The sequence below is a fragment of the Hydrogenophaga sp. UC242_53 genome, from assembly GCF_042696965.1.
In the GTDB taxonomy this organism is placed as follows: domain Bacteria; phylum Pseudomonadota; class Gammaproteobacteria; order Burkholderiales; family Burkholderiaceae_C; genus Hydrogenophaga.
Genome location: NZ_CP170552.1, coordinates 303,957 through 327,227 on the forward strand (window position 1 = coordinate 303,957; position 23,271 = coordinate 327,227).

23 protein-coding genes and 1 pseudogene are annotated in these 23,271 nt (G+C 69.2%); 15 read left to right on the plus strand and 9 right to left on the minus strand.

The window, feature by feature from the left end; translation table 11 throughout:
- Positions 1-6: 6 nt before the first annotated feature.
- The 3 genes from ACFJI0_RS01570 to ACFJI0_RS01580 all read right to left on the minus strand — a co-directional run bounded on the left by ACFJI0_RS01570 (position 7) and on the right by ACFJI0_RS01580 (position 3,044).
- Positions 7-2,136, minus strand: coding sequence for a chemotaxis protein CheA (locus ACFJI0_RS01570; protein ID WP_382323214.1), 2,130 nt, complete (start codon positions 2,134-2,136; stop codon positions 7-9).
- Positions 2,137-2,176: 40 nt separating this feature from the next.
- On the minus strand, positions 2,177-2,539 hold the full coding sequence (locus ACFJI0_RS01575) for a response regulator (protein WP_291113599.1): 363 nt from the start codon (positions 2,537-2,539) through the stop codon (positions 2,177-2,179).
- A 61-nt stretch (positions 2,540-2,600) separates the two neighbouring features.
- A complete protein-coding gene (locus ACFJI0_RS01580) occupies positions 2,601-3,044 on the minus strand; it encodes a hypothetical protein (RefSeq protein WP_382323215.1) in 444 nt (147 codons plus the stop codon).
- Positions 3,045-3,203: 159 nt separating this feature from the next.
- Between ACFJI0_RS01580 and ACFJI0_RS01585 the strand changes: the two genes are divergently transcribed.
- From ACFJI0_RS01585 to ACFJI0_RS01615, 7 genes and pseudogenes are all read left to right on the plus strand, one after another.
- Positions 3,204-4,352: a response regulator gene (locus ACFJI0_RS01585; protein WP_382161883.1), complete on the plus strand. Its 1,149-nt coding sequence runs from the start codon at positions 3,204-3,206 to the stop codon at positions 4,350-4,352.
- Positions 4,330-4,959 carry a response regulator gene (locus tag ACFJI0_RS01590; protein WP_382161880.1) on the plus strand — a complete coding sequence of 210 codons (630 nt, stop codon included), beginning with the start codon at positions 4,330-4,332 and terminating at the stop codon, positions 4,957-4,959. Before ACFJI0_RS01585 ends, ACFJI0_RS01590 begins: the two co-directional genes overlap by 23 nt.
- Before the next feature lie 10 nt (positions 4,960-4,969).
- Positions 4,970-5,356, plus strand: a complete 387-nt coding sequence (locus tag ACFJI0_RS01595) for a DUF2845 domain-containing protein (protein ID WP_382323216.1) — start codon at positions 4,970-4,972, stop codon at positions 5,354-5,356.
- Between the two features lie 275 nt (positions 5,357-5,631).
- Positions 5,632-8,274: a type VI secretion system tip protein TssI/VgrG gene (tssI, locus tag ACFJI0_RS01600; protein WP_382323217.1), complete on the plus strand. Its 2,643-nt coding sequence runs from the start codon at positions 5,632-5,634 to the stop codon at positions 8,272-8,274.
- 112 nt (positions 8,275-8,386) lie between these two features.
- Positions 8,387-9,346: pseudogene (locus ACFJI0_RS01605) on the plus strand (MFS transporter); the annotation flags it as partial.
- A gap of 22 nt (positions 9,347-9,368) precedes the next feature.
- Positions 9,369-9,962, plus strand: a complete 594-nt coding sequence (locus ACFJI0_RS01610) for an MFS transporter (protein WP_382323218.1) — start codon at positions 9,369-9,371, stop codon at positions 9,960-9,962.
- Positions 9,963-9,988: 26 nt separating this feature from the next.
- Positions 9,989-10,414 carry a hypothetical protein gene (locus ACFJI0_RS01615; protein ID WP_382323219.1) on the plus strand — a complete coding sequence of 142 codons (426 nt, stop codon included), beginning with the start codon at positions 9,989-9,991 and terminating at the stop codon, positions 10,412-10,414.
- Here the strand turns inward: ACFJI0_RS01615 and ACFJI0_RS01620 are convergent.
- Complete coding sequence (locus ACFJI0_RS01620) at positions 10,353-11,237, minus strand: dienelactone hydrolase family protein (protein WP_382323220.1); 885 nt, start codon at positions 11,235-11,237, stop codon at positions 10,353-10,355. The two genes, ACFJI0_RS01615 and ACFJI0_RS01620, sit on opposite strands and share 62 nt — an antisense overlap.
- Positions 11,238-11,332: 95 nt before the next feature.
- Between ACFJI0_RS01620 and ACFJI0_RS01625 the strand changes: the two genes are divergently transcribed.
- The gene (locus ACFJI0_RS01625; protein ID WP_382323221.1) at positions 11,333-12,307 is read left to right on the plus strand and encodes a GlxA family transcriptional regulator; all 975 of its coding nucleotides are present in this window, start codon (positions 11,333-11,335) and stop codon (positions 12,305-12,307) included.
- 36 nt (positions 12,308-12,343) lie between these two features.
- Complete coding sequence (locus ACFJI0_RS01630) at positions 12,344-12,850, plus strand: GNAT family N-acetyltransferase (protein WP_382323222.1); 507 nt, start codon at positions 12,344-12,346, stop codon at positions 12,848-12,850.
- A gap of 16 nt (positions 12,851-12,866) precedes the next feature.
- On the opposite strand, the gene ACFJI0_RS01635 is transcribed toward ACFJI0_RS01630, so the two are convergent.
- From ACFJI0_RS01635 to ACFJI0_RS01655, 5 genes are all read right to left on the minus strand, one after another.
- Positions 12,867-13,232, minus strand: coding sequence for a cupin domain-containing protein (locus tag ACFJI0_RS01635; protein ID WP_382161853.1), 366 nt, complete (start codon positions 13,230-13,232; stop codon positions 12,867-12,869).
- Between the two features lie 26 nt (positions 13,233-13,258).
- Entirely contained in the window at positions 13,259-14,176 is a 918-nt protein-coding gene (locus tag ACFJI0_RS01640) for a zinc-binding alcohol dehydrogenase family protein (protein WP_382325874.1), read from the minus strand.
- A gap of 131 nt (positions 14,177-14,307) precedes the next feature.
- Entirely contained in the window at positions 14,308-15,207 is a 900-nt protein-coding gene (locus tag ACFJI0_RS01645; RefSeq protein ID WP_382323223.1) for a 3-keto-5-aminohexanoate cleavage protein, read from the minus strand.
- A gap of 17 nt (positions 15,208-15,224) precedes the next feature.
- Complete coding sequence (locus ACFJI0_RS01650) at positions 15,225-15,986, minus strand: SDR family NAD(P)-dependent oxidoreductase (RefSeq protein ID WP_382323224.1); 762 nt, start codon at positions 15,984-15,986, stop codon at positions 15,225-15,227.
- An 18-nt stretch (positions 15,987-16,004) separates the two neighbouring features.
- Complete coding sequence (locus ACFJI0_RS01655) at positions 16,005-16,823, minus strand: dioxygenase (RefSeq protein ID WP_382325875.1); 819 nt, start codon at positions 16,821-16,823, stop codon at positions 16,005-16,007.
- A gap of 202 nt (positions 16,824-17,025) precedes the next feature.
- Here ACFJI0_RS01655 and ACFJI0_RS01660 point away from each other — a divergent pair, with 202 nt between their 5' ends.
- Genes ACFJI0_RS01660 through ACFJI0_RS01685 form a run of 6 tightly spaced genes read left to right on the plus strand, consistent with a single transcriptional unit; the run spans position 17,026 to position 23,222 of the window.
- Complete coding sequence (locus ACFJI0_RS01660; RefSeq protein ID WP_382323225.1) at positions 17,026-18,108, plus strand: LacI family DNA-binding transcriptional regulator; 1,083 nt, start codon at positions 17,026-17,028, stop codon at positions 18,106-18,108.
- Positions 18,109-18,134: 26 nt separating this feature from the next.
- Positions 18,135-19,556, plus strand: coding sequence for an amidohydrolase family protein (locus tag ACFJI0_RS01665; protein ID WP_382161843.1), 1,422 nt, complete (start codon positions 18,135-18,137; stop codon positions 19,554-19,556).
- A complete protein-coding gene (locus tag ACFJI0_RS01670; RefSeq protein ID WP_382323226.1) occupies positions 19,553-21,223 on the plus strand; it encodes a tripartite tricarboxylate transporter substrate-binding protein in 1,671 nt (556 codons plus the stop codon). Before ACFJI0_RS01665 ends, ACFJI0_RS01670 begins: the two co-directional genes overlap by 4 nt.
- A complete protein-coding gene (locus tag ACFJI0_RS01675) occupies positions 21,210-21,707 on the plus strand; it encodes a tripartite tricarboxylate transporter substrate-binding protein (protein WP_382323227.1) in 498 nt (165 codons plus the stop codon). Before ACFJI0_RS01670 ends, ACFJI0_RS01675 begins: the two co-directional genes overlap by 14 nt.
- Positions 21,704-22,459 (plus strand): sulfite exporter TauE/SafE family protein, encoded by a 756-nt coding sequence (locus ACFJI0_RS01680; protein WP_382323228.1) that lies wholly within the window; start codon positions 21,704-21,706, stop codon positions 22,457-22,459. The genes ACFJI0_RS01675 and ACFJI0_RS01680 overlap by 4 nt, the downstream gene beginning before the upstream one ends.
- A gap of 13 nt (positions 22,460-22,472) precedes the next feature.
- On the plus strand, positions 22,473-23,222 hold the full coding sequence (locus ACFJI0_RS01685; protein WP_382323229.1) for an AAA family ATPase: 750 nt from the start codon (positions 22,473-22,475) through the stop codon (positions 23,220-23,222).
- Positions 23,223-23,271: the final 49 nt, after the last annotated feature.

The window sequence follows — 23,271 nt, forward strand, 5'->3', positions numbered from 1 at the left end:
CTCAGGTCAGTGGCGTGAGCGGCGCACCAGGCCGGAGGTGTCCAGGATCAGCGCGACCTTGCCGTCGCCCAGGATGGTGGCGCCCGAGACGTTGGGCACCTTGCGGTAGTTGGACTCCAGGTTCTTGATCACCACCTGTTGCTGGCCCAGCAGTTCGTCGACCATCAGCGCCACGCGCGAGCCTTCGGCCTCCACCACCACCATGATGGGGCTGGTGCCGTTGAACTCGAAACGCGGCACCTGGAACACGCGCTCGAGTTCGACCACGGGCATGTATTCGTCGCGCACCTTCACCACCTGGGCGCCCTGCGCCATGGTGTTGATGTCGCTCGGCTTGATCTGGAAAGACTCGATCACGTTGGACAGCGGCAGGATGTACACCTCGTCGCTCACGCGCACCGACATGCCGTCCATGATGGCCAGCGTGAGCGGCAGGCGCACCGAGACGCGCATGCCGAAGCCTTCGGCCGAATCGATCTCCACCGTGCCGTTGAGCGCGGCGATGTTCTTCTTGACCACGTCCATCCCCACACCTCGGCCGGACACGTCGGTTACTTCCTCGGCGGTGGAGAAACCGGGCGCGAAGATCAGGTTCCAGACCTCGGTGTCGGTCAGCGTGTCGGGTGCGTCGATGCCCTTCTCGCGCGCCTTGCGCAGCAGCTTCTCGCGCGAGAGGCCCTTGCCGTCGTCGCGCACCTCGATCAGGATCGAGCCGCCTTCGTGCGTGGCCGACAGCGTGATCGTGCCGTTTTCGCTCTTGCCCTTGGCGCGGCGCTCCTCCGGCATCTCGATGCCGTGGTCGCAGCTGTTGCGGATCAGGTGGGTCAGCGGGTCGGTGATCTTCTCCACCAGGCCCTTGTCGAGTTCGGTCGATTCGCCCTGCGTGACCAGCTCGACCTTCTTGCCCAGCTTGGTGGCGAGGTCGCGCAGCATGCGCGGGAAGCGGTTGAACACCACGGACATGGGGATCATGCGGATCGACATCACCGCTTCCTGCAGGTCGCGGGTGTTGCGGTCCAGGTCGGCCAGGCCGGCCAGCAGGGGCTGGTTGTCCTTGTCGTCGAGTTCGCGGCTCTTCTGCGCGAGCATGGCCTGGGTGATGACGAGTTCGCCCACCAGGTTGATGAGCTGGTCCACCTTGCTCACCGAGACGCGCAGCGTGCTCGATTCGAGGCCGGCACCGGCGGCGGCGCGGGCCTCCACCTTGGGGGTGGCCTTCGGGGTGGCACCCTCGGCGGTGGCGGCGGCGCGCACCGGCACGCCGGGAGCGCCTTCGAAGAAGCCGTAGTCGCGGCCTTCGGTGGTCGGGTTCGGGTGGCCGGTGCCCATGGGCTCGCCGTCTTCGCCGATGGTGATGTTCGGTGCGGCCGGTTGGGCCTGTTGCTCGACGATGCGGATGTCGTCCTTGCCCACGTGGAAGGTGAACAGGTCCATCAGGTCGCTGTCGCTGGCCGAGGTGCGGGCGCGCCAGACGCGGCGCGTGCTCAGGTCGCAGGGCAGGGCCTCGACCGTGCCCAGGCCCGGAATGTCGCGGAACAGCTCGGCGATGCCGTCGGCCGAGGCCGGGTTCTCCAGCGGGCCGATGTGGATTTCCAGCTCGCGCTCGACCTTGGCGGCCTTGCGTGCGGGGGCCGGCGCCGGGGCGGCCACGGGAGCGGGCGCCGCGACCACCACGGGGGCCGGCGCGGGGGCTTCTTCTTCGACTTCGGCGTCCTCGCCGTGGGCCAGCACGCTGATGCGCGCGACCAAGTCGGCCGTGGCGGGGGGCTCGACGCCCCGGCCCTGGTGGGCGCCCAGCAGGCCGCGCAGCGCGTCGGAGGATTCCAGCAGCACGTCCACCATGGCGGCCGTGGGCGTCAGTTCATGGCGGCGCAGCTTGTCCAGCAGCGACTCCATCTGGTGCGTGAGTTCGGCCACGTCGGCAAAGCCGAAGGTGGCGGCACCGCCCTTGATCGAGTGCGCGCAGCGGAAGATGGCGTTGAGCTCCTCGTCGTCGGCCTTCTCCAGGTCGAGCGCGAGCAGCATCTGCTCCATCTGGTCGAGGTTCTCGCCGGCTTCTTCGAAAAAGATCGAATAGAACTGGCTCAGATCGATGTCGTTACCGAGGTTCTGGCCTTCGTTCATCATTTCACCCATCGGGGTTCTCCTTGGCCGCTTCTTGGGCAGCGCGTTTCAATCAGCGGATGACTTTCTGGATCACTTCGATCAGGCGGCCCGGATCGAAAGGCTTGACCAACCACCCGGTGGCACCGGCCGCGCGGCCGAGCTGCTTCATCTGGTCGCTGGACTCGGTGGTCAGGATCAGGATGGGCACGGACTTGAACTTGGGGTGCTCACGCAGCTTGCGCGTGAGGCCCAGCCCGTCCATGTTGGGCATGTTCTGGTCGGTCAGCACCAGGTCGATGCTGTGCGTCTGGGCTTTTTCCCAGGCGTCCTGACCGTCCACGGCCTCGACCACGTGGTAGCCCGCCCCGGTGAGGGTGAAGGACACCATTTTTCGCATGGACGCCGAGTCGTCTACGGCAAGAATCGATCGCATGGCTTACTCCGTTTGGAATCAAATATCGGCAATTGGGGCAAAGGCTTGAATCGGCCTGTGCTCAGAACAAGTCGATGGACCCGGCGTCCATCTCGCTTTGGGTCACCGGGCTGGGGCGCTCGGGCATGGGGTCGATGTCCATCGGCACCTCGCCTTCCTCGGGCTCCATGGTCTGGTCGGCCAGGCGCCAGGCGCAGCTCTGCAGCACCTTGCCGGTGTGCACGATCAGCTGGGTCGCGATGTCGTGGAACTGCAATTCGGTCACGGCCTGGTGCAGGCTCTGGCGGATCGGGCCGAACTCCTCGCCCCGTTCGGCGCTGAGGTGGCCCAGGGCCTGGTTGGCCGAACCAAAACGCTCCAGCAGGTTGCTGGTGGCGTGGTCGAGCAGGCCTTCGAGCCGCTGCAGGTCCGTCATGGCCATGAGCAGCGAATCCTGGAGGTCGGCCACCAGATTCACGGGCAGGGAGACAGACGGCGGGGTCTGCTGCATCGTCGGTAGTTCCATGGTGGGTGGTGAGGCGCTCGGCTACTGGGGTGGGTATTACAATTTTCGACAGCTGTCCGACCCTGTATCGACAGATAACGGGCCGAATTCAGCACCAATTTCCGCGTTGCCGGCCCAGCCCTGGGTGCAAAGTGGCATTCATCCCCCGAGAACACCAGAATGAGCGGACCGTCTCCAACCCCGGACAAGCGCTTTGTCCGCATCCTTCACCTGGAGGATTCGCGGGTGGACCACGCGCTCGTGAAATTCGCCCTGCAGCGCAGCCAGCTCGCCAGCGAGGTGGTGCTGGTGGACACGCTGGAGGACTTCCGCCGCGAGCTGCAGAGCGCCCACTACGACATCGTGCTGGCCGACTACCACCTGCCCGGCTTCACCGGCATGGACGCCTGGGACGAGGTGCGGGCGATGAAGCTGGAGATCCCGTTCGTCATCCTCTCCGGTGCCATTGGTGAAACGGCGGCGGTCGACGTGATGCACCGGGGCGTGAGCGATTACCTGCTCAAGGACAGCATGCACCGCCTGTCGCACGTGATCGAGCGCGCCATCGAGATCAGCGAAACCCGCCGCGCCAAGGCCGCGGCCGACGCCGAACTGGCCGAATCGCGCCGCCGCCTGGCCGAACTGGCCGAGCACCTGCAGACCAGCATCGAACAGGAACGCGCCGACATCGCGCGCGAGATCCACGACGACATCGGCGGCGCGCTCGCCGCCGTCAAGCTCGACCTGGCCTGGGTCGGCCGGCACGTGGAGCAGGGCGACGTGCAGCGCCACCTGGGCTCGGCCATGGAGATGCTGCAGCACGCCCTGGGCGCGAGCCAGCGCATCATGATGAACCTGCGCCCGCCCATCCTCGACCAGGGCCTGGTCGCCGCCGTGCTCTGGCTGGCCTCGGGCTTCGAGCGGCGCACCGGCCTGCGGGTGGTGGTGCGGCGCTCGTCCGAGACGCTGGACGTGCCGCGCGAATTCCAGCTGGTGGCCTACCGCACCGCGCAGGAGGCCATGACCAACGTGCAGAAGCACGCCGAGGCCAGCTCGGTCGACATCGACCTGAGCGACCGCGAAGGCGTGCTCACCCTCGAAGTGACCGACAACGGCAAGGGCCTGGACGCCCAGGCCCTGCGCAAGGCCAAGTCCTTCGGCCTGCTGGGCCTGCGCGAGCGTGCCGTCAAGGTGGGCGGCTGGCTCGACGTGAGTTCCTCGCCCCGCGGCACCTCGGTCATTCTGTCGATACCCTTGCAGACTTCCAGCAACCCGGACAATGCGGCGCAGGCCGACGAGGAACCCCATGATCAAGGTGATTTTGTGTGACGACCACGCCATGGTGCGGCGCGGCATCCGCGACACCATTTCGGAAGCCACCGACATCCAGGTGGTCGGCGAGGCCGGCAGCTACCCCGAACTGCGCGACCTGATGCGCAAGGTCGAGTGCGACGTGCTCGTGCTCGATCTGAACATGCCCGGGCGCGGTGGCCTGGAGGTGCTGGGCACGCTCAAGGAAGAGGGCTCCACCGTCAAGACCCTGGTGGTCTCCATGTACCCGGAAGACCAGTACGCCATCCGCTGCCTGCGCGCGGGCGCGCGCGGCTACCTGAACAAGGCCGGCGAGCCGGCCGAGCTGGTGGCCGCCATCCGCACCGTGATGCAGGGCCGCAAGTACGTGACGCCCGACGTGGCGCAGATGCTGGTGGACACGCTCAACGCCCCCGAAAGCGAGGAGCTGCACGCCAGCCTGTCCGAGCGCGAACTGCAGACCCTGCAGAAGATCGCCTCGGGCAAGAAGCTCTCGGACATCGCCGAAGAACTCATGCTCAGCCCCAAGACCGTGAGCGTGTACCGCGCGCGCGTGCTGGAAAAGCTGCACCTGGCGAACAACGCCGAACTCACCGTCTACGCGATCCGCAACGGCATCGTGTAGCCCGCCCGCCATGTTCGCCCCAGCTGCTCGACCGCCCTCGACCCTGCCGGGCTGGCGGTGGCTGGCGGGCCTGGGGCTGCTCGTGGCCTTGCTGGTTGGTGCGACCCCGGCACGCGCGGAATCGTTGCGCTGCGCCGGCGGCATCGCGGCCGAAGGCGATTCGAAACTCTCGCTGATGGCCAAGTGCGGCCAACCCGTGCTGACCGACACCTACTGCGCGCCGCTCTACCAGAACCCCCACTACTACCCGGTGCCCGAACCCTACGCCAGCCGCATCCTGCCCTGCCAGGTCACCGAGGAATGGCTGTACGACCGGGGCCCCGGCAACCTGTTCGCCACGGTGCGCCTGCGCTCGGGCGTGGTGCTCTCCATTACCTACGGCCACACGCCGCGCTGAGTCGCTGCCTTCCCCTGTCTGCCTGGTGATCCGTCGCTTCCTCGCAACGCGATGAGGGGTTGCTGCGTCCGACCCACAGGAGGCTGGTGCAAGGGGCTTGCCATGAGGTGCGGTTTTGGTGGATTGAGTGGTCGGATTTTTGGAGCAGGACGCGGTGTCTTCCAGGTGGCAAGGCTTGGAGGAAAGTCAATCCAGTGAAGTCCGACCTTGGATGAATCGTTGAGGGTGGCCGAGCATGCGTCGCCATCTCAACGAGAACATTCAGGAGGACTGCCATGACCCCATCGACCCCCCGGCGTGGGCTGACGATCCGAAGCGCGGCGATTCCCGAGGTGAACGGTGTTCCCTTGCTGGAGCCCCTGAAGCTCGAAGGCGAGGAGGGCCTCAACACGCTGTTCGAGTACCGGCTGGTGCTGCAGAGCGCGGAAGGCGGTGGTGGGAATCATCTCGACCTCAACCGCTTCATCGGCCGAGAGCTGACCTGCTGCCTCGAACTCGAAGGCCAGGGCAGCTTCGTGCCCGGGGTGCCCGGGGGCGCCGGGGCCAACCAGGGCGCAGGGGTGCGGGAGATCTCGGGCCTGATCACCGAAGCCCGGTACATCGGCGAGTCCGGGCGCCACGCCTTGGTGGAGTTCACCCTTCGGCCCTGGCTGCACCTGGCCACGCTGAGCACCGACTGCAAGGTCTTCCAGGACCAGAGCCCGGTGGAGATCATCGAGGCGGTGCTGGGGGAGTACCCGTTCGCGGCGGACAAGCGCCTGATCGAGCGCTACCCGCGGCGCGACTACACGGTGCAGTACAACGAGAGCGACTACGAATTCGTCAGCCGCCTGATGCAGGAATGGGGCATCAACCACCACTTCGAGCACAGCGCCGGGGTGCACCGGCTGATCTGGAGCGACCACAACGGCGCGTTCCAGGCGGTGCAGCCCGGGCTGGAGCCCGGAGCCAGCCCCTACCACCGCATCCCGTATTACCCGCTGGGCCACAAGATCGACCGGGAGTACATCCACGGCTTCAGCCCGGTGCAGCGCCTGACCAGCGGGCGCTACGCCAGCCGGGACTTCGACTACACGCGCCCCGGGGCGCTGCTCGAGGTCAACGCCCAGGGGCCCAGGCAGACCGGGCACGCGAACCAGGAGGTGTACCTGTGGCGAGGAGATCGAGCCGCCGCGCACGGCCAACCCGGGATCACCGGCAGCGACCACAGCCAGCCCAACGCGGGGGCGCAGAAGGAGGCGAACCAGACCGAGGCGCAGGGGGCCCACCTGGCGCGGCTGAGGCAGCAGGCGCTGCGCCAGGGCGGGCAGCGGGCGCGGGGCCTGGGCCACGTGCGCGGCATCGTGCCCGGCTGCAGCTTCCACCTCACGGGCCACCCGCACGAGAGCGCCAACACCGAATACCTCACCCTGCAGACCCACCTGCTGATCGAGAACGTGGGGGAGGACACGCAGCGCGGGGCGTTCAGCCCGGTCATCCCCCAGGCGCTGACGCCCGCCCAGCGCCTGAGCGGGCAGTGGCGCGTGCAGGTCGGCTTCGAGGTGCAGCCCAGCACCGAGGCGCTCAGGCCCGAGGCGAGCCAGCGCAAGCCGCGCACGGGAGGCCCCGAGAGCGCGCTGGTGGTGGGTCCGGAAGATCAGACGGCCGAATCCCACCTGCACACCGATGCCCTGGGGCGCATCAAGGTCCAGTTCCCCTGGGACCGGTACGGGCAACTGTTCAAAGGACTCTTCATGCGCAACACCACTCCCGAGACCGCCACCATGAAGTGGCACGTCACGTTCTGTAGCTACGGCATCGACATCGAGCCACGAGGCCAGAGCGATGTGACCACCTTGACGGGTGACAACTGGATGAAGGATGCCGAGGGCCAGACCGTGGCCAGGTTCTACACCGGCTTCGGCGCAGCCTGGGGCGCGGGCAGCAGGGGCATGAGCGCCATCAGCGAAAGCGGCGCACGCCTGCCCAAGATACTGCGATTGAAGTACTACGACTATCTCGAAGACCGCTTCTACCAGCTCGATGCCGAGTTGCCGCTGCGCCGCATCTTCGATCTGTTCATCCAGTTGTCGCCCATCGTGGCCAAGAACGTAACCTACGGTAAGGTCAGGCCGCGCTATGACGACGTGCGCATTGGCGTGGCGCCCGACGGCCACGTGATGCTCTGGGCCGCCGGCCTGGGCAGTCAGGTGGAGTTGGCGAAGTACCGTGCCGTGGTGCTGCACGGCATCACCCGCAAGAGCTACAACGCCAGCCTGCCAGGGGGCACATTCACGCTCACCGAGAGCGAAGACCGCCGCCTGATGCTGGACCGGCTCAAGCCAGAGACCATCGCGCGCATCGACGCCGGCTGGCGTCCCGACGCCATGTGGTACATGCGGCACATCCGCGTGAAGTTCCCGTGGCGGCACGCGATGACGGGCAATGTGTCGCGCGTGACCGAGCTGGAGAGTTACCAGGGCAACGCCGAAGCCGAGACGGTGGGCCAGTGGGAGATGGCGACCTACACCCAGATCCACCGCATGCGCGGCATTCCTGACACGGCCAAGTTCTGGTTCCACGATCTGCAAGGCAAGCGGCACCATTTGTGGTTGAGCTTCTCCCTGCGCGAGCGGGCGGTGAGCGAATCCGACCTGAGCGAAGTGCGAGCGGCGTTCGACGAGCTGTTCCCGAAGCGCACGCTGGAGGACAACGACTACCTGCCGGGCGATGCGGACATGGCTCGGGTGGAAGTGAACGTGAACGAGGACTTCAGCCGCGTCACGGCCTGGCTGGTCAAGGGCGATGTGCGCCTGCCACTGCCGGTGGGCAAGACCCAGCGCTTCGAGCTGGAGCCGTTTACCCATTGGCCGGGCGTCAAGACCGAAGAGATCACGCCCGAGGAGCGGCAGTTGTTCCAGTACGGGCCGCAGACTTAATGGTTGCCCGCGGAGCACCAGTCGATGAATCTGGCCGCCATGGACACGGTCGAAAAGGCAGGGCACTCAACCTGACAGGCGCCCAGGACGCAGGGCTGCGGAATAATGGGCCATGTCCACATCCATCTGGAGCCCGCTTCGCCAACCCGCTTTCCGGGGGCTCTGGATCTGCGGCGCGGTGTTCTTCATCGGCAGTGGCATGCAGACCATGGCCGCCGCCTGGCTCATGGTCGAGCTCACCGGCTCCTCCTTCTTGGCCGCGCTGGTGCAGACGGCGGTGTTCCTGCCCATGTTCCTGCTGGCGTTGCCCGCCGGGGTGCTGGCCGACACCACCGACCGCCGCCGCCTGATCTCGGGCGCGCTGATCGCCCAGGTGGGCGCGAGCGTGCTGCTGGCCGGGCTGGTGCTGGCGGGCTGGGGTGGGCCCGCCTCGGTGCTGTTCCTGGTTTTCGTCTGCGGCTGCTGCACGGCGGTGCTCACGCCGGCCTGGAATTCCTCGGTGGTCGACCCGGTGCCGCGCCCCGAGTGGCCGCAGGCCATCACCGCCATCGGCATCGCCTACAACGCCGCGCGCGCCATCGGCCCCACGCTGGCCGGCCTGCTGTTCGCGCGCCTGGGCGCGGGCTGGGTGTTCGTGGTCACGGTGTTCACCACGGTGGTGATGTGGGAGTCGATCCGCCGCTGGCCGCCGCGCGCGCACCCGCCGTCCAGCCTGCCGGCCGAGCGCCTGTGGGGTGGCACGCTCAGTGGCCTGCGTTTCGCCTGGCACTCGCGCATCATCCTGGCGCAGCTGGTGCGGGTGATGGCGTTCAGCGCGGCCGGCTCGGCGCTCTGGGCCCTGCTGCCCGTGATCGCGCAGCGCCAGCTGGGCACCGGCGCCGAAGGCTTCGGCCTGCTCATGGGCTGCCTGGGCACCGGGGCGGTGGCTTCGGGCCTGGTCATCGGCCGGCTGCGCGCGCGTTTCTCGCTCGACGCCATCGTGGCCGTGGCCTGCGTGGTGTTCGCCGCCGTGATGCTGGTGGCTGCCTGGGTGCGTGTGCCGGCGGTGGTGTACGTGCGCATGGCGTTCGGCGGCGCGGCCTGGATCGCCGACCATGTCCACCTTCAACACCGCCACCCAGGCCAGCGCGCCGCCCTGGGTGCGCTCGCGCGCGGTGGCGCTGCACATCGTCTCCGCGCTCGGTGCGTTCGCCATCGGTTCGGCCTTCTGGGGCGCGGTGTCCGACATCGCGGGCCTCACCGCCGCGCTCGCCGCGGCCGGCGTGCTCATGGCCGCGGGCCTGCTGCTGGCGCGCCCCTTCCCCTTGCGCGTGGGCGCGGACCACGAAGTGACCCAGGGCACGCCGTGGGACGAGCTCTTCGTGGAGGCCGAGCCCAGCCCCGAGTCCGGACCGATCGCGGTGGAGGTGGGCTACCGCATCCGCCCCGGTGTGGACGAGGCCTTTCTCGACACCATCGCCCAGATGAAGGCGCCGCGCCGCCGCGACGGCGCCACGTTCTGGCGCGTCTACAAGGACCTGGGTGAACCCTCGCGTTATGTGGAGCGCTTCATCGTCACCTCCTGGGCCGATTACCTGCACCAGCGCGCGCGCGCCACCGTGGCCGACCGCGCGATCGAGACCGAGGTGCGCGCCTTCCTGGCCGAGGGCGAGAGCGCGCGCATGTCGCACTACATCGCCGAACGTTGATCCGGCGCCCCACCGAAAGGCACACCATGAAGTTCCCACACCTCGCCTGCATGGCCGCGATCGCCGTCGCCCTGGCCGCCTGCCAGGACCGCACGCCCGCAGCCGCGCCAGCGGCCGGCGCGAGTGCCCCGGCCGCGCCGGCACCTGCGCCCACACCTGCTGCGCCCGCTCCGGCCACCGATGCCTGGCTGGGCCAATGGAACGGGCCTGAAGGCACCTACCTCCAGCTCGCGGGCAGCGGTGGCCAGTACGAGGTGACCATCCGCAACCTCGACGGCCCCCGCACGTTCCCGGGCAAGGCGGCGGGTGATGCGCGCATCGAGTTCGAGCGCGACGGCGTGAAGGAATCCTTGCGCGCCACCGACGGCGCCGAGACCGGGATGAAGTGGCTCAGCGAGAAGAAGAACTGCCTGACGGTTCGAGCGGGCGAGGGCTACTGCCGGGATTCCTGAGCCGCTGCGTGAAGAAGGCCAGGATCTCGTCGCGCGCCGCGAGGGTGGGCTGGCCGGCCTCATCGATCAGGTGCGCCGTCACCACGCTGTGCGGGCTGTTCACCACCTGCTCGAAGAACGGGGGCAGGGCCGTCCGGTTGGCGGCGCTGTCGGGCAGCACCCGCGCCACGAAGCGCGGGCCCAGCGCGGCTTCGTAGGCCTTGAAGCGCTCGGCCTTGCAGAACTTGTCGCCCGCGAAGCGGTAGGCCATCACCGTGAGGTCCTCGCGCTCCAGGCGCGAGCGCACCTCGGCCAGGTCCTCGGGCCCGATCTCCAGGCTGGCCGGGTCGTCCAGCGGCAGCGAAGGCTGCGACAGCACGGGCGCCAGCATCGACGGCTCCAGCATCATCGTGAGCGCGAAATTGCCGGTGAAGCACATGCCGATGGCGCCCACGCCTGGGCCGCCGCAAGCCTCGTGCGCGTGCCGGGCCAGCAGCCTCAGCCAGCGCGTCACCGGGCTGGCTTGGTTGGGCCCCTTGCGGTTGGCGAACGCGCGGAACTCCGCGCTCACACAGGCGCGCTGCATCACGGCCATGCCCGCTTCGGCCTCGGGCACCGCGCCGTCCACCCCGAACAGCGACGGCATGTAAACCGTGAAACCCGCGTCGCGCACCCAGCGCGCGAAGCGGGCCACGTGCGGGCTGATGCCCGGCATCTCGGTCATGACGATCACCGCCGGCCCATGGCCGGCCACATGCACGCGCTTGGTGACGCCATCCAGCATGATCTCGCGCGCCTCGAAATCGTCGAGGGCGTCGTGTTCGGTCAGATTCGGGTGAGGCATGTCCTGGCTCTCTGGAGATGGAAGGGCCTTGATTGCACCAAGGCCGGCGCTACACTGCCAGTGTCTGTTTCGACATCTTTCAAGCCATTCCTGCCATGCGTGATTTCACCGTTCTCGTGCTGCCCGGGGCCTGGGGGAGTGGGGTGGCCGTCACGCTGGACGTGTTGAGCGCGGCGGCGGCCATCGCGCCCCGGCTCGCCTTGCCGCAGCCCACCTGGCGCGTGTGCTCGCCCGACGGTGGCCCGGTGGCGCTCGGCCACGGCCTGCAATTGCAGACGCACGCCCTGCCGGCCCGAGCGGGTCGCGACAGCTCGACCTGGATCGTGCCTGGCCTGGGGGTGGACCAGGCCTCGGCGCTGGCCGACCGCCTGGCGCTCGACGACGCGCGGGCCGCCAGCGAGGGCCTGCGGCGGCACGCGGCGCGGGGCGGCGAGGTGGCCGCGTCCTGTTCCGCTGTGTTCCTGCTGCAGGCGGCGGGTCTGCTGGATGGCCGGCGGGCCACCACCTCGTGGTGGCTGGCGCCGCGCCTGCAAGGCCTGGCACCCCTGTGCCGCGTGGACGCGGACCGCATGGTCTGCGCCGACGGCCCCATCACCACGGCCGGTGCCGCGCTGGCGCAGACCGACCTCATGCTCCACCTGCTGCGCACCCGCTTCGGCCCGGCGCTGGCGGACGCGGTGAGCCGCGTGCTGCTCATCGACGGCCGCCAGGCGCAGGCGCCCTTCGTGCTGCCCGCCATGCAGTCCAACGGCAACGAGCTGATCGGCCGCCTGACGCAACACATCGAATCCGCCTTGCCCCACCCGCCTGACGTGGCGGCGCTGGCCGAGGCCTTCGCCATGTCGCCGCGCACCCTGGCGCGGCACGTCAAAGCCGCCACCGGCCGGGGCACGCTGGCGCTCGTGCAGAGCGTGCGGCTCAACCGCGCGCGCATGCTGATCGAGCGCAGCCGCCTGACGATCGAGCAGGTGGCGGCCCAGGTGGGCTACGAAGACGCGACCGCCCTGCGGCGCCTCATGCGAAAGTCGGCCGGGGCCTCGCCCAGCCGCTTCCGTTCGGGCCCGCATTGAACTCCCCCACACCCCCAATGCCACCTCACATCACGCATGCACATCCGCCGCCTCACTCCTCAAGACGCGAGCCCGTTTCGCGCGTTGCGCCTGTCCGCCTTGCACGAGGAACCCACCGCGTTTGGTTCCAGCCATGAGGAAGAGGTGGTTTTCCCTCCCGAAACGACGGCGGCCCGCCTCGCGGTGCATCCCGACCAGGGCGCGTTCGGCGCCTTCGAGGGAGACCGGCTGATCGGCATCGTGACGCTGCGGCGCGAAGACAAGCGCAAGCTGCGGCACAAGGGGATGATCTATGGCCTGTACGTGGCGCCCGAGGCGCGGGGCAAGGGCGTGGGCCGTGGATTGCTCGTGCAGGCGCTCGCGCTGGCCGGGTCGGTGCCCGAACTGCTTCAGGTGAACCTGAGCGTCAATGCCGGCAACATGGCCGCCATCGCCTTGTACGAATCCCTGGGCTTCCAGACCTTCGGCCGTGAACCCGCCGCTCTGCGGATCGACGGGGTGTTGCACGACGAACTGCACATGTTCTGGCGTCCCGCCCACTGAGAGGGCGGCAGGGGTTTCATGCCGGGGAGGCCGGTGGCGCGTTGGCCATCACCAGCAGCACCATGGCCGGCCGGTTGCTCTCGTTGATGAGCTGGCGCGCCTCGCCCGGGGCGAAGCGGCAGGAGTCGAGGGCGCGCAGCGTGGCGCGCTGCGGCACGCCGTCCACCGCGCCCACCAGGGTGACCTCGCCCTCGACGACGAAGTAGAGCTTTTCGATCGGCGACGGGTCCAGCGTGGTGTGGCCGTCGGGCAGCAGCTGGCTCATGCCCATCCACATCTGGGTGGAAGGGCCGGCCTCCTTGCCCTGCAGGCGCAGGCAGCGCATGTCGACGTGGTTGGGCGCCTCGTAGGTGGGCGCCTCGTCGAAGCGGGTGACGTGCATGGCGGCGGCTCCTCGCGGGTGGGCGTTCAGGGGCGCAGCACGACCCGGTCCGTGCTGCCACCGAGCACGGCGCGGTAGGCCTCGGCCGCATCGGCCAGGTCGTAGGCGCGGGCGATGGGGAAGGGCTTGAGCGTGCCGCGTTCGAAGCCTTCGCGCATGGCGTCGAGCTGGGCGGTGGAGGTGGCGCAGTCCATGGCGAGCGAGTCGATGCCCACGTAGGTGTGCATGCCCCGGTAGAACGCGAAGATGTCGAAGGGCACGGCACGGTCGTGCGTGGCGATGAAGATCTGCGTCGCGCCCTTGGCCATGGCCTTGTTGGCGGCGTCGAAGTAGGCGCTGCCCACGGTGTTGAACACGGTGTCGGCGCCGCGCCCCTGGGTGAGGTCGCGGGCGGTGGCGGCCACGTCAACCGCCGTCGCATCGATCACGTCCACCGGTGCGCAGCTGAAGCCGGCGAACGGGCCGGGGCCACGCTGCACGGCGATCACGCGCGCGCCGGCCTGCGTGCGCAGCTGCACCGCGGCCTGACCGACCTTGCCGTTGGCGCCCATCACCATCACGGTCTGGCCGGCGCGGGGCATGCCGCTGCGGCGAAAGCCCTCGTAGGCGGTGACGAAGGGCACGCCGACCGCGCCCGCCTCTTCCATCGAGAGGTTGGCCGGCATGGCGCGCAGCGCGGCCAGCGGCAGTTCGAGGTAACGCGCGTGCGAGCCGTCGCGCGTGATGCCGACATCACCGCCCGAGCCATAGACCTGGCGGCCGATCCATTCGGTGGGGCCTTCGACCACGGTGCCCGCGAAGTCGCGGCCCGGGGTGCGCGGCCACACGGCCTGCGGCATGATGCCCAGGCTGGCCTTGGCGTCGCTGGGGTTGACGGCCGCCGCGCCCACGCGCACCAGCGCGTGGCCCGGCGCGGGCACGCGCTGGGGACTGTCCACCAGCATCAGGCGCAGGGTGTCGATGCTGTCGGCCTTCTGCAGCAGGCGCAGGGCCTGGCCGGTGCCGGTGGATGGGCGTGGTGGCGCGATGCCGGTGTCTTCGTGGATGCGTGCGGTCAAGAGGGTTCTCCCTTTCCTTATCGTGGGGGCAGGCCGAGCATCGCGCGCGCCTCGCGCGCGCTGGCAATGCTGCCGCCCATGCTTTGAATGATGTCCCGCGCGCGGGCGACGAGCTGGGCGTTGCTCTCGGCGAGCACGCCCTTGTCGAGGTAGATGTTGTCTTCCATGCCCACGCGCACGTGCCCGCCCGCGAGCCAGGCCTGGGCGACGATGGGGAACTCCATGCGGCCAATGCCGAAGGCCGTCCAGACCGCGCCGGGCGGCAGCATGTCGCGCGCGTAGAGCACGGTGGCGGGCGAGGGCGCGAAGCCGTACTTCACGCCGAGCACGAAGGTCCACATGCCGGGGCCTTCCAGGCTGCCGTCGGCGATCAGGTCGAGCGCGAGATGGATGTCGCCCGAGTCGAAGATCTCCAGCTCGGGCTTGACGCCGGCGGCGCGGATGGTGGCGGCCATGCGGCGCACGTTGCGCGGCGTGTTGATGACCACGTCCGGCCCCGAGTTCATGGTGTTGAAGTCGAGCGAGCACACGTCGGGCTTGATCAGCGCGATGTGCTCCACCCGCTGGTCCGGCGGCAGCAGCGTGGTGCCAGGCGCGAACACCTTGGGGTCGTCCTCGCTCGGCACGAAGCGCCCGCCCGGGCCGGTGGTGAGGTTGATGATGAGTTCGCGGTTCTCGCGCCGGATGCGGTCCACCACCTCGCGGTAGAGCTCCACCTCCATCGACGGCTTGCCGGTGTGGGGGTCGCGCACGTGGATGTGCACCTGGCCGGCACCGGCCTCGGCGGCGGCCAGGCATTCGCGGGCGATCTGCTCGGGCGTGACGGGCAGGTGCGGCGTCTGCTCGGGTTTGACCAGGTTGCCCGTGACGGCGCAGGTGATCAGGGTCTTCTGGGACAGCGGGTTGAAGAGGCTCATGGGCGCGGGGCTGGGATTCAGAGGTGGCGGCCGCCATCGACCACGATGCGCGTGCCGGTGACGAAGCGCAGGGTGGTGGCGAGGGCCTCGATGGTCGCGGCCACGTCGTCCGGCTGGCCGACGCGGCCCAGCGGCGTGGTGGCGGCGGTCTTGGTGTTGAACTCCGCGCCCCGGCCCGGCACGAAGGTGGACTCCACCGCGCCGGGCGAGACGGAGACCACGCGCACCGCGGGCGCCAGCGCCTTGGCCAGCGCGTCGCCCACCACGTCCAGGCCGGCCTTGGCCGCCACATAGGCGAGGTTGCTGCCCACGCCGGTGAAGCCCGCGATGGACGAGACGTTGACGATCAGGCCGTCGCCGCTGGCCTTGAGCAGCGGCGCGAAGGCGCGGATGGTGGCGAACACGCCGCGGAAGTTGGCCTGCATCAGCCGGTCGATCAGCCCGTCGTCGAGCGCGTCGAGGTCGGCGGCGGGCACGGGCTTGGTGAAGCCGGCGCTGTTGACGAGGATGTCGCAGCGCTGCCATTGCCGCGCCACCTGCTCGGCGGCGGCCTGGAGCGAGGCGCTGTCGACGATGTCGGCGCGCACCGCGCCATGCGCCTGCGCGCCGGGCAGGCTGGCGGCCCGCTCGGCGGCGGCCGCGCCGTCGCCCCGGTGCAGCAGCACGCAGGCGGCACCGAGCGCGGCCAGGCGGCGCGCCGTGGCCAGGCCGATGGCGCCGGTGCCGCCGGCAATGACGGCCACCTTGCCGTCGAGTCGTGTCTGGGGTTCAAAAGCCATGGGTACTTGGAGGGAAGGTCAGGGAATCGGGGCCTTGGGGAACACGGTCTCGCCGGGCTCCAGCGTGAAGTCCTGCTGCAGCCGGGCCTGGGCGCCATCGGCATCGAGCTCGAAGCGGCCCACCAGGGAGCGCGTGACGCCGAACACCGGGTCGCTGTCGAGGTTCTCGTCGGTGTCGGCGAACACCTGGGACACGCGCACCTTGAAGCCCGGCTGGCTGATCATGAAGTGCAGATGGGCCGGGCGGTTGGGGTGGCGCCGCTGGGCGCGCAGCAGTTCACCGCAGGGGCCGTCGGTGGGCACCGGGTAGCCCGCGGGCACCACGCTGCGCAGGAAGTAGGCACCCTGTGCGTCGGTGGTGAAGCGCCCGCGCAGGTTCATGTCGGGCTGGCTGTCGTCCTGGTTTTCGTACAGGCCCACGGGCGAGGCCTGCCACACGTCCACCACCGCGCCGGCCACCGGCCGGCCCTGCGGGTCGCGCACCGTGCCACGCACCTCCAGCGGCACGCCGGGGGTGCCGGCGCGCGCGATGGATTCACCGGGCTCGCACAGCGGCGCGCGCTCACGCCAGAAGGGGCCGAGCAGCGCGGCGGGCGATTCGCCGCCGGCACTGCCCGGGTTGTTGAGCAGGGCCACCAGGGTGGACACGCCCAGCAGGTCGGCCGCCAGCACCACCTCGTTCTTCTTCGGGCCGGTGGCCTGGCCGATGCCGACCAGGAAACCGATCGCGCGCTCGAATTCGGCTTCGGTCAGGCGCACTTCCTGCGCGAAGGCATGCAGGTGGCGCGTCAACGCGGCCATCACTTCGCGCAGGCGGGGGTCGGGCGTGCGCTCCATGGCGGCCAGCGCCACGGCCAACACGGACTCGGGGGTGGAGATCAGGTTCACGGCGGTTTCTCGGAAAGCGGGAAAGGCGGGTTTTTTTTGCAAACGTTTGCTTATTGTCGCTCCCCAAAGTGGGGCGAGGCATAGGGTTTGCACCAAATTATCTCTGTTGAGGTTTTGAAAGAATCCCGCCAGAATGATGGCAAACGTTTGCATGAAAACCTTCAAAGTGACCGAAACCCCCCGTTCCCCCTCCGCCACGGAGCCCGCCGGCCCCGTCACCATCCGCGACGTCGCCCGGGCCGCCGGCGTGCACCTGTCCACCGTCTCGCGCGCGCTCGATCCGCGCCGGCGCGCCGCCGTCAGCGCCGAGGTGCTCGAGGCCGTCGAACAGGCCGCGCGCCGCCTGGGTTACCGGCCCAACCGCGCGGCCTCGGCCCTGCGCACCGGCCGCACCCACACCATCGGCGTGCTGGTGCCCGACATCACCAACCCGGTGTTCCCGCCCATCCTGCAAGGCATCGAAGCCTGCGCGGCCGCGCGCGGCTGGTTCGTGATGGTGGCGAACGTGGCCGCCAGCGCGCTGGCCCGGCCCACGGTCGAGCGCATGCTGGCCCAGCAGGTCGACGGCATCGTGCTCGCCATCGCCTCGCGCGAAGACCCGCTGGTGGACTTCATCGTCGGCGCCGGCCTGCACGCCGTCATGGTCAACCGCGCCGACGAGTCCGGGCGCCTGCCCTCGGTGGTGAGCGACGACCGGCTGGCCATGAAGCTCGCGGTGGACCACGTGGTGCGCACCGGTTGCGAGCGCATCGCCCACCTGGCCGGCCCGCAGAGCCTGCCCACCGGCCTGGGCCGGCTGCAGGGCTTCGAACAGGCGCTGCGCGACCGCGGCCTGCGCAGCGCGGGCGTGGTGGCCTGCGAGTCCTACAGCCGCGAGGCTGGCCGCCTGGCCATGACCCAGCTGCTCGCGCAGAGCGCGAAGCCGCCCGAGGCCGTGGTCTGCTCGAACGACCTGGTGGCGCTGGGCGCCTACGACGCGCTGCAGGCCGCCGGCCTGCGCGTGCCGACCGACGTGGCCGTCACCGGCCACAACGACATGCCGCTGGTCGACATGGTCAACCCCTCGCTCACCACCATCCGGCTGCCGCACCGCGAGCTTGGCTGGCGCGCCGCGCAGCTGCTGTTCGACGGGCTGGACGGGCGGCAGATGTCGCCTGCCACCGTCGTGCTGCGGCCCGAGCTGGTCGTGCGCAACTCCACCCGCCCCGTCCCGCCGACGGATTCCCCGGCCTGATTCCTTTCCCACTCCCCACGAACCCCATGACCCGCCTTCTCATCAAGAACACCTGCATTCTTTCCATGGACCCCGCCGTGGGCGACTTCGACGACGCCGACATCCTGATCGAGAACGACAGGATCGTGGCCGTCGGCCCCAACCTGCAGGCCGATGGCGCCGAAGTCGTCGACGGCAAGGGCCGCATCGTCACGCCCGGCATGGTCAACGCGCACATCCACACCTGGGAATTCCAGCTGCGCGGCATCGGCTCCGACTGGGTCGGCAGCCGCGACTACCACGCCAACATGCACCAGAACCTCGCCACCAAATACGGTGTGCGCGACGTCTACCTGGGCAACCTGCTGGGCTCGCTGAACCAGCTGCGCAACGGCACCACCACCATCGTCGACTGGTGCCACATCCTGCGTGACGCGGAGATGACCGACGTGGCCATCGACGCGCTGGAAGAGTCCGGCATCCGCGCCGTGTTCGCGCGCGGCACGGTGAAACCGCCCGAGCGCCCGGGCGAGGTGCCGTACCACAAGAAGCCTTTCCCGCGCGAAGAGATCCACCGCCTGCGCACCGGGCGCCTCTCGAGCGACGACCGCCTGGTCACCCTGGCCATGGCCATCCTCGGGCCCGACTGGGGCGAGTACGACGTGGCCGCGCACGACATCCGCCTGGCGCGCGAGTACGGCCTCATCAACTCCGCCCACACCTACGGCCGCAAGGGCAAGCGCGTGGTGGAGGACGGTTACCCGCGCCTGGCGAAGGAAGGCCTGCTCGGGCCCGACCACAACATCGGCCACGGCAACTGCTTCGACGACGAGGAACTCAAGATCGTGCTCGACGCGGGCTGCACCATCACCGCCACCAACCTCACCGAGATGCTGAACTACGAGCAACCCGCCATGCTGGGGCGCCTCGTCAAGCACGGCGCCATGCCCTCGATCGGCACCGACTGCGACCCCTACTTCAACAGCTCGATGCTCTCGGTGATGCGCCACGCCTTCCTGCACCAGCGCGAACTGGACAACCGCAGCCTGTGGCACGAAGGCAAGTGGCCCGCGAAGACGCAGCACTCCACGCTCACGCGCGACGCCCTCTACTGGGCCACCATGGGCGGCGCCAAGGCCTTCGGCCTGGACAAGAAGACCGGGTCCATCACGCCGGGCAAGCAGGCCGATCTCATCATGTTCGACGCGCGCGGCATGAACATCTTCCCCGCGCTGCCCGGTGGCAACCCGGCGCACATCGTGGTGATGTACGCGGAAACCTCGGACATCGAAAACGTTCTGGTGGCGGGCCAGTTCGCCAAGCGCGGCGGCAAGCTCACCTTCGACGAAGCGAAGCTGCAGAAGCTCAACGAAGAGCTCATGGCCTCGCGCATGCGCATGTTCGGGGAGGGCAACTACCAATCACGGCCCGTCGAGCGCGGACCCCAACCGGAGAGGTTCTTCTTATGAAACGCCACACTTTCACCGCCGCACTGCTCACCTGGGCAACGCTGGGCCTCTTCGGCGCCGCGGCGCACGCCCAGGGCAACGCGCCCGCCTGGCCCACCAAGCCGGTGCGCATCATCCACGGCTTCACCTCGGGTGGGCCGGTGGACAACCTCGCGCGCCTGATCGCCGCGCAGTTCGCCGAGAAATTCGGCCAGCAGGCCGTGGTGGAAGGCAAGCCCGGCGCCGGGGGCACCATCGGCGCCAACTACGTGGCCAAGGCCGAGCCCGATGGCTACACGCTGTTCCTCATGGCCTCGGGCCACTCCGCCGCGCCGGGGCTCTACAAATCGCTGCCGTTCGACCCGGTGAACGACTTCACCATGGTCTCCATGGTGGCGCGCAGCCCGTTCGCCATCATCGCCAACCCCAACGCCTCGTTCAAGACGGTGCAGGAACTGGTGCAGCAGGCCAAGGCCCAGCCCGGCAAGATCGACTACGGCACCGGCGGGCAGGGCAGCGGTATGCACCTGGCGGCCGTGCTCTTCCAGTCGCGCGCGGACGTGAAGCTCACCCACGTGCCCTACAAGGGCGGCAGCGCGCCGGCGCTGGCCGTGATCGCGGGCGAAGTGCCGTTGCTTTTCACCTCGCTGGCGGGCATGGCGGCCCACATCGAGAACGGCAAGGTCAAGCCGCTCGCGGTCACCTCGAAGAACCGCTTCGCGCTGTTCCCCAACATCCCCAGCGTGGCCGAGACCCTGCTGCCCGACTTCGACGTGAGCGCCTGGTACGCGCTGGCTGGCCCCAAGGGCCTGCCACCGGCCATCGTCGCGCAGCTCAACGAGATGGTGCAGAGCACGCTGGCGCGCCCCAACATCGTTGAAACCCTCCGCCTCCAGGCCTCCGACGCCTGGGCCACCTCGCCCCGCGAGGCGCAGGCCTTCCTGCGCCACCGACGTGGCGCGCTGGACCAAGGTCATCAAGGACGAAAAGATCGAAGTGCAGAACTGAACCCCACCCGCCGCAAGCCTCCGCGAGTGAGGCAACGGCGTCCCACCCCTGGAGACAACCGCATGAAATCCCCCCGCCTCGGCCGCCGTGGCCTGCTCGCCGGCCTCTGCTCGGGCCTGCTCGCCACCTTCTCCACCGGCATCGCGCACGCGCAGGCGGCCGACTGGCCGCGCCAGCCGATCAAGCTGCTGCTCGGCTTCACGCCCGGTGGCGGCGTGGACGCCACCGCCCGGCTCGTGGCCCAGCAACTGGCCGAAGCACTGGGCAGCCCGGTGGTGGTGGAAAACCGGCCCGGCGCGGGCGGCACCCTGGCGGCCAACGCCGTCGCCAAGGCCGAACCCGACGGCCACACGCTGTTCCTCATGGCCTCGGGGCACAGCATCTCGCCCGCGCTCTACAAGTCGCTGCCCTACGACTCGGTGAACGACTTCACCATGGTCACCATGACCACGCGCTTCCCCTTCGGCGTGGCAGTGGGCGCGAGCTCACCCATCCGCAACATGGGCGAACTCATGAAACAGGCCAAGGACAAACCCGGCACCCTCTCGATGGGCCATGCCGGCGTGGGCACCGGCATGCACCTGGCCAGCGTGCTGCTGCAAAGCCGCGAGCACGTGAAGTTCATCGACGTGGCCTACAAGGGCGGCAACCTCGCCGCCCACCGCCGTGGCCGGCGGTGAGATCCAGGCCGTGCTCGACAACCTCGCCAGCATGGAGCCGCTCGTCAACGGCAACCGCCTGCGCCTGCTCGCCGTCACCGGCACGCAGCGCTGGCCCACCTACCCCGACGTGCCCACCCTGGCCGAAACCGTCTCGCCGGGTTTCGACGTGACCGGATGGACCGCGCTGGCCGGGCCCAAGAACCTGCCCGCGCCGGTGGTGGCGCGCCTCTCGCGCGAGATGACCAGGATCATGGCCAAGCCCGAGGTCATCGAGCGCCTGCGCAAGCTCGGCCTGGGCGCCACCAGCACCGAGCCGGCCGAAGCGCAGAAGGTGCTGCGCAACCGAAGTGGCGCGCTGGCAGAAGCTCGTGCAGGACGAGAAGATCGAAACCCAGAACTGAAGACCCAAGGCCCTGCCGCCCCGGCGGTGCGGCCATGGCAAGATCGAAGGCGGCCCACCCGGTGGTGGGCCGCCTTCTTTTTTGAGGAGATGGGAACGTGACGACCCCAGAAATCGCCCTGCTGGTGCTGGGCGCGGCCGTGGCCGGCTTCGTGCAAGGCCTCTCGGGCTTTGCCTTCGGCATGGTCGCCATGTCCTTCTGGGTCTGGGGCATCGATCCGCGCGTGGCCGCCGTCATGGCCGTGTTCGGCTCGCTCACCGGCCAGATCGTGGCCGCGGTCACCAGCCGGCGCGCCTTCCGGCTGCAGGTGCTCGCCCCGTTCCTCGCTGGTGGCGTGCTCGGTATTCCCATGGGCATCGCCGTGCTGCCGCACCTCAACCCCGACCTGTTCCGCCTGGTGCTCGGCGGCGTGCTCGTGATCTGGTGCCCCATCATGCTGATGTCATCGCACCTGCCCAAGGTCTCGCGCGGCGGGCGCGTGGCCGATGGCGTGGCCGGCCTCGCGGGCGGCTTCATGGGCGGCATCGGCGGCTTCACCGGCGTGGTGCCCACGCTGTGGTGCACGCTGCGCGGCATGGAGAAAGACACGCAGCGCGCCATCATCCAGAACTTCAACCTCGCGGCCCTGGCCTTCACCATGCTCGGCTACGTGATCGCGGGCGCCGTCACGCGCGACATGTGGCCTCTGCTGCCCATCGTCGCGGTGGCGCTGCTCGTGCCCGTGCTGCTGGGCTCGCGCCTGTACGTGGGCTTGAGCGAGGCCGCGTTCCGCAAGCTCGTGCTGTCCTTGCTCAGCCTGTCGGGTGTGCGCATGCTCGTGGCCGCCGTGCCGCGCCTGCTGGCCTCAACCTGAAACCCGGCCCGCCATGATCTCGTCCCAGTTCCTGCAGCGCATGAGCCTGCGCCGAGACACCGTCGACAGCTTCGAGCGCTATCCCTTCAACCTGCCCGCCGTGCGCACGCTCGACCGGTTGGACTTCCACCCCAAGGTCACCTTCTTCATCGGCGAGAACGGCTCCGGCAAATCCACCCTGCTCGAAGCCATCGCCGTCGCCCTCGGCTTCAACGCCGAGGGCGGCAGCAAGAACTTCCGATTCAGCACGCGCCGCTCGCACTCGGTGCTGCACGAGCACCTGCGCATCGCCAAGGGATTCAAGCGGCCGCGCACCGGCTTCTTCCTGAGGGCCGAGAGCTTCTTCAACGTCGCCACCGAGATCGAGCAGCTCGACGCCGAGCCCGGCCTGGGTGCGCCGGTCATTCAGTCCTATGGCGGACATTCGCTGCACGAGCAGTCGCACGGCGAATCGTTTCTGACGCTGCTGATGGAGCGCTTCCACGGCCAGGGCCTGTACATCCTCGACGAACCCGAGGCCGCGCTCTCGCCGCAGCGGCAACTGGCCGTGCTCGCGCGCATTCACGACCTGGTGAACGAAGGCTCGCAATTCGTCATCGCCACACACTCGCCGCTGCTCATGGCCTACCCGGACGCCTGCATCTACCAGTGCGGCGCCGACGGCATGGCGCCGGTGGCCTACGACGACACGGAACACGTGCGCGTCACGCGGGACTTTCTGGCCGATCCGCAGCGCATGTTGCGCGGGTTGCTGGAGCGGTAGGCACGCTCGACGTACCCGCACGGGCCCTGCGCAGGCCCCGCATCTGGTT

Coding starts and splice junctions, on each gene's coding strand:
- ACFJI0_RS01610 (WP_382323218.1), top strand. CDS start 9,369: ATGTCCACCTTCAACACCGCCACCCAGGCCAGCGCGCCGCCCTGGGTG.
- ACFJI0_RS01640 (WP_382325874.1), bottom strand. CDS start 14,176: ATGCTGGTGGACAGTCCCCAGCGCGTGCCCGCGCCGGGCCACGCGCTG.
- ACFJI0_RS01650 (WP_382323224.1), bottom strand. CDS start 15,986: ATGGCTTTTGAACCCCAGACACGACTCGACGGCAAGGTGGCCGTCATT.
- ACFJI0_RS01580 (WP_382323215.1), bottom strand. CDS start 3,044: ATGGAACTACCGACGATGCAGCAGACCCCGCCGTCTGTCTCCCTGCCC.
- tssI (WP_382323217.1), top strand. CDS start 5,632: ATGACCCCATCGACCCCCCGGCGTGGGCTGACGATCCGAAGCGCGGCG.
- ACFJI0_RS01685 (WP_382323229.1), top strand. CDS start 22,473: ATGATCTCGTCCCAGTTCCTGCAGCGCATGAGCCTGCGCCGAGACACC.
- ACFJI0_RS01660 (WP_382323225.1), top strand. CDS start 17,026: ATGAAAACCTTCAAAGTGACCGAAACCCCCCGTTCCCCCTCCGCCACG.
- ACFJI0_RS01595 (WP_382323216.1), top strand. CDS start 4,970: ATGTTCGCCCCAGCTGCTCGACCGCCCTCGACCCTGCCGGGCTGGCGG.
- ACFJI0_RS01645 (WP_382323223.1), bottom strand. CDS start 15,207: ATGAGCCTCTTCAACCCGCTGTCCCAGAAGACCCTGATCACCTGCGCC.
- ACFJI0_RS01665 (WP_382161843.1), top strand. CDS start 18,135: ATGACCCGCCTTCTCATCAAGAACACCTGCATTCTTTCCATGGACCCC.
- ACFJI0_RS01570 (WP_382323214.1), bottom strand. CDS start 2,136: ATGGGTGAAATGATGAACGAAGGCCAGAACCTCGGTAACGACATCGAT.
- ACFJI0_RS01635 (WP_382161853.1), bottom strand. CDS start 13,232: ATGCACGTCACCCGCTTCGACGAGGCGCCCACCTACGAGGCGCCCAAC.
- ACFJI0_RS01625 (WP_382323221.1), top strand. CDS start 11,333: ATGCGTGATTTCACCGTTCTCGTGCTGCCCGGGGCCTGGGGGAGTGGG.
- ACFJI0_RS01615 (WP_382323219.1), top strand. CDS start 9,989: ATGAAGTTCCCACACCTCGCCTGCATGGCCGCGATCGCCGTCGCCCTG.
- ACFJI0_RS01585 (WP_382161883.1), top strand. CDS start 3,204: ATGAGCGGACCGTCTCCAACCCCGGACAAGCGCTTTGTCCGCATCCTT.
- ACFJI0_RS01670 (WP_382323226.1), top strand. CDS start 19,553: ATGAAACGCCACACTTTCACCGCCGCACTGCTCACCTGGGCAACGCTG.
- ACFJI0_RS01590 (WP_382161880.1), top strand. CDS start 4,330: ATGATCAAGGTGATTTTGTGTGACGACCACGCCATGGTGCGGCGCGGC.
- ACFJI0_RS01655 (WP_382325875.1), bottom strand. CDS start 16,823: ATGGAGCGCACGCCCGACCCCCGCCTGCGCGAAGTGATGGCCGCGTTG.
- ACFJI0_RS01630 (WP_382323222.1), top strand. CDS start 12,344: ATGCACATCCGCCGCCTCACTCCTCAAGACGCGAGCCCGTTTCGCGCG.
- ACFJI0_RS01620 (WP_382323220.1), bottom strand. CDS start 11,237: ATGCCTCACCCGAATCTGACCGAACACGACGCCCTCGACGATTTCGAG.
- ACFJI0_RS01575 (WP_291113599.1), bottom strand. CDS start 2,539: ATGCGATCGATTCTTGCCGTAGACGACTCGGCGTCCATGCGAAAAATG.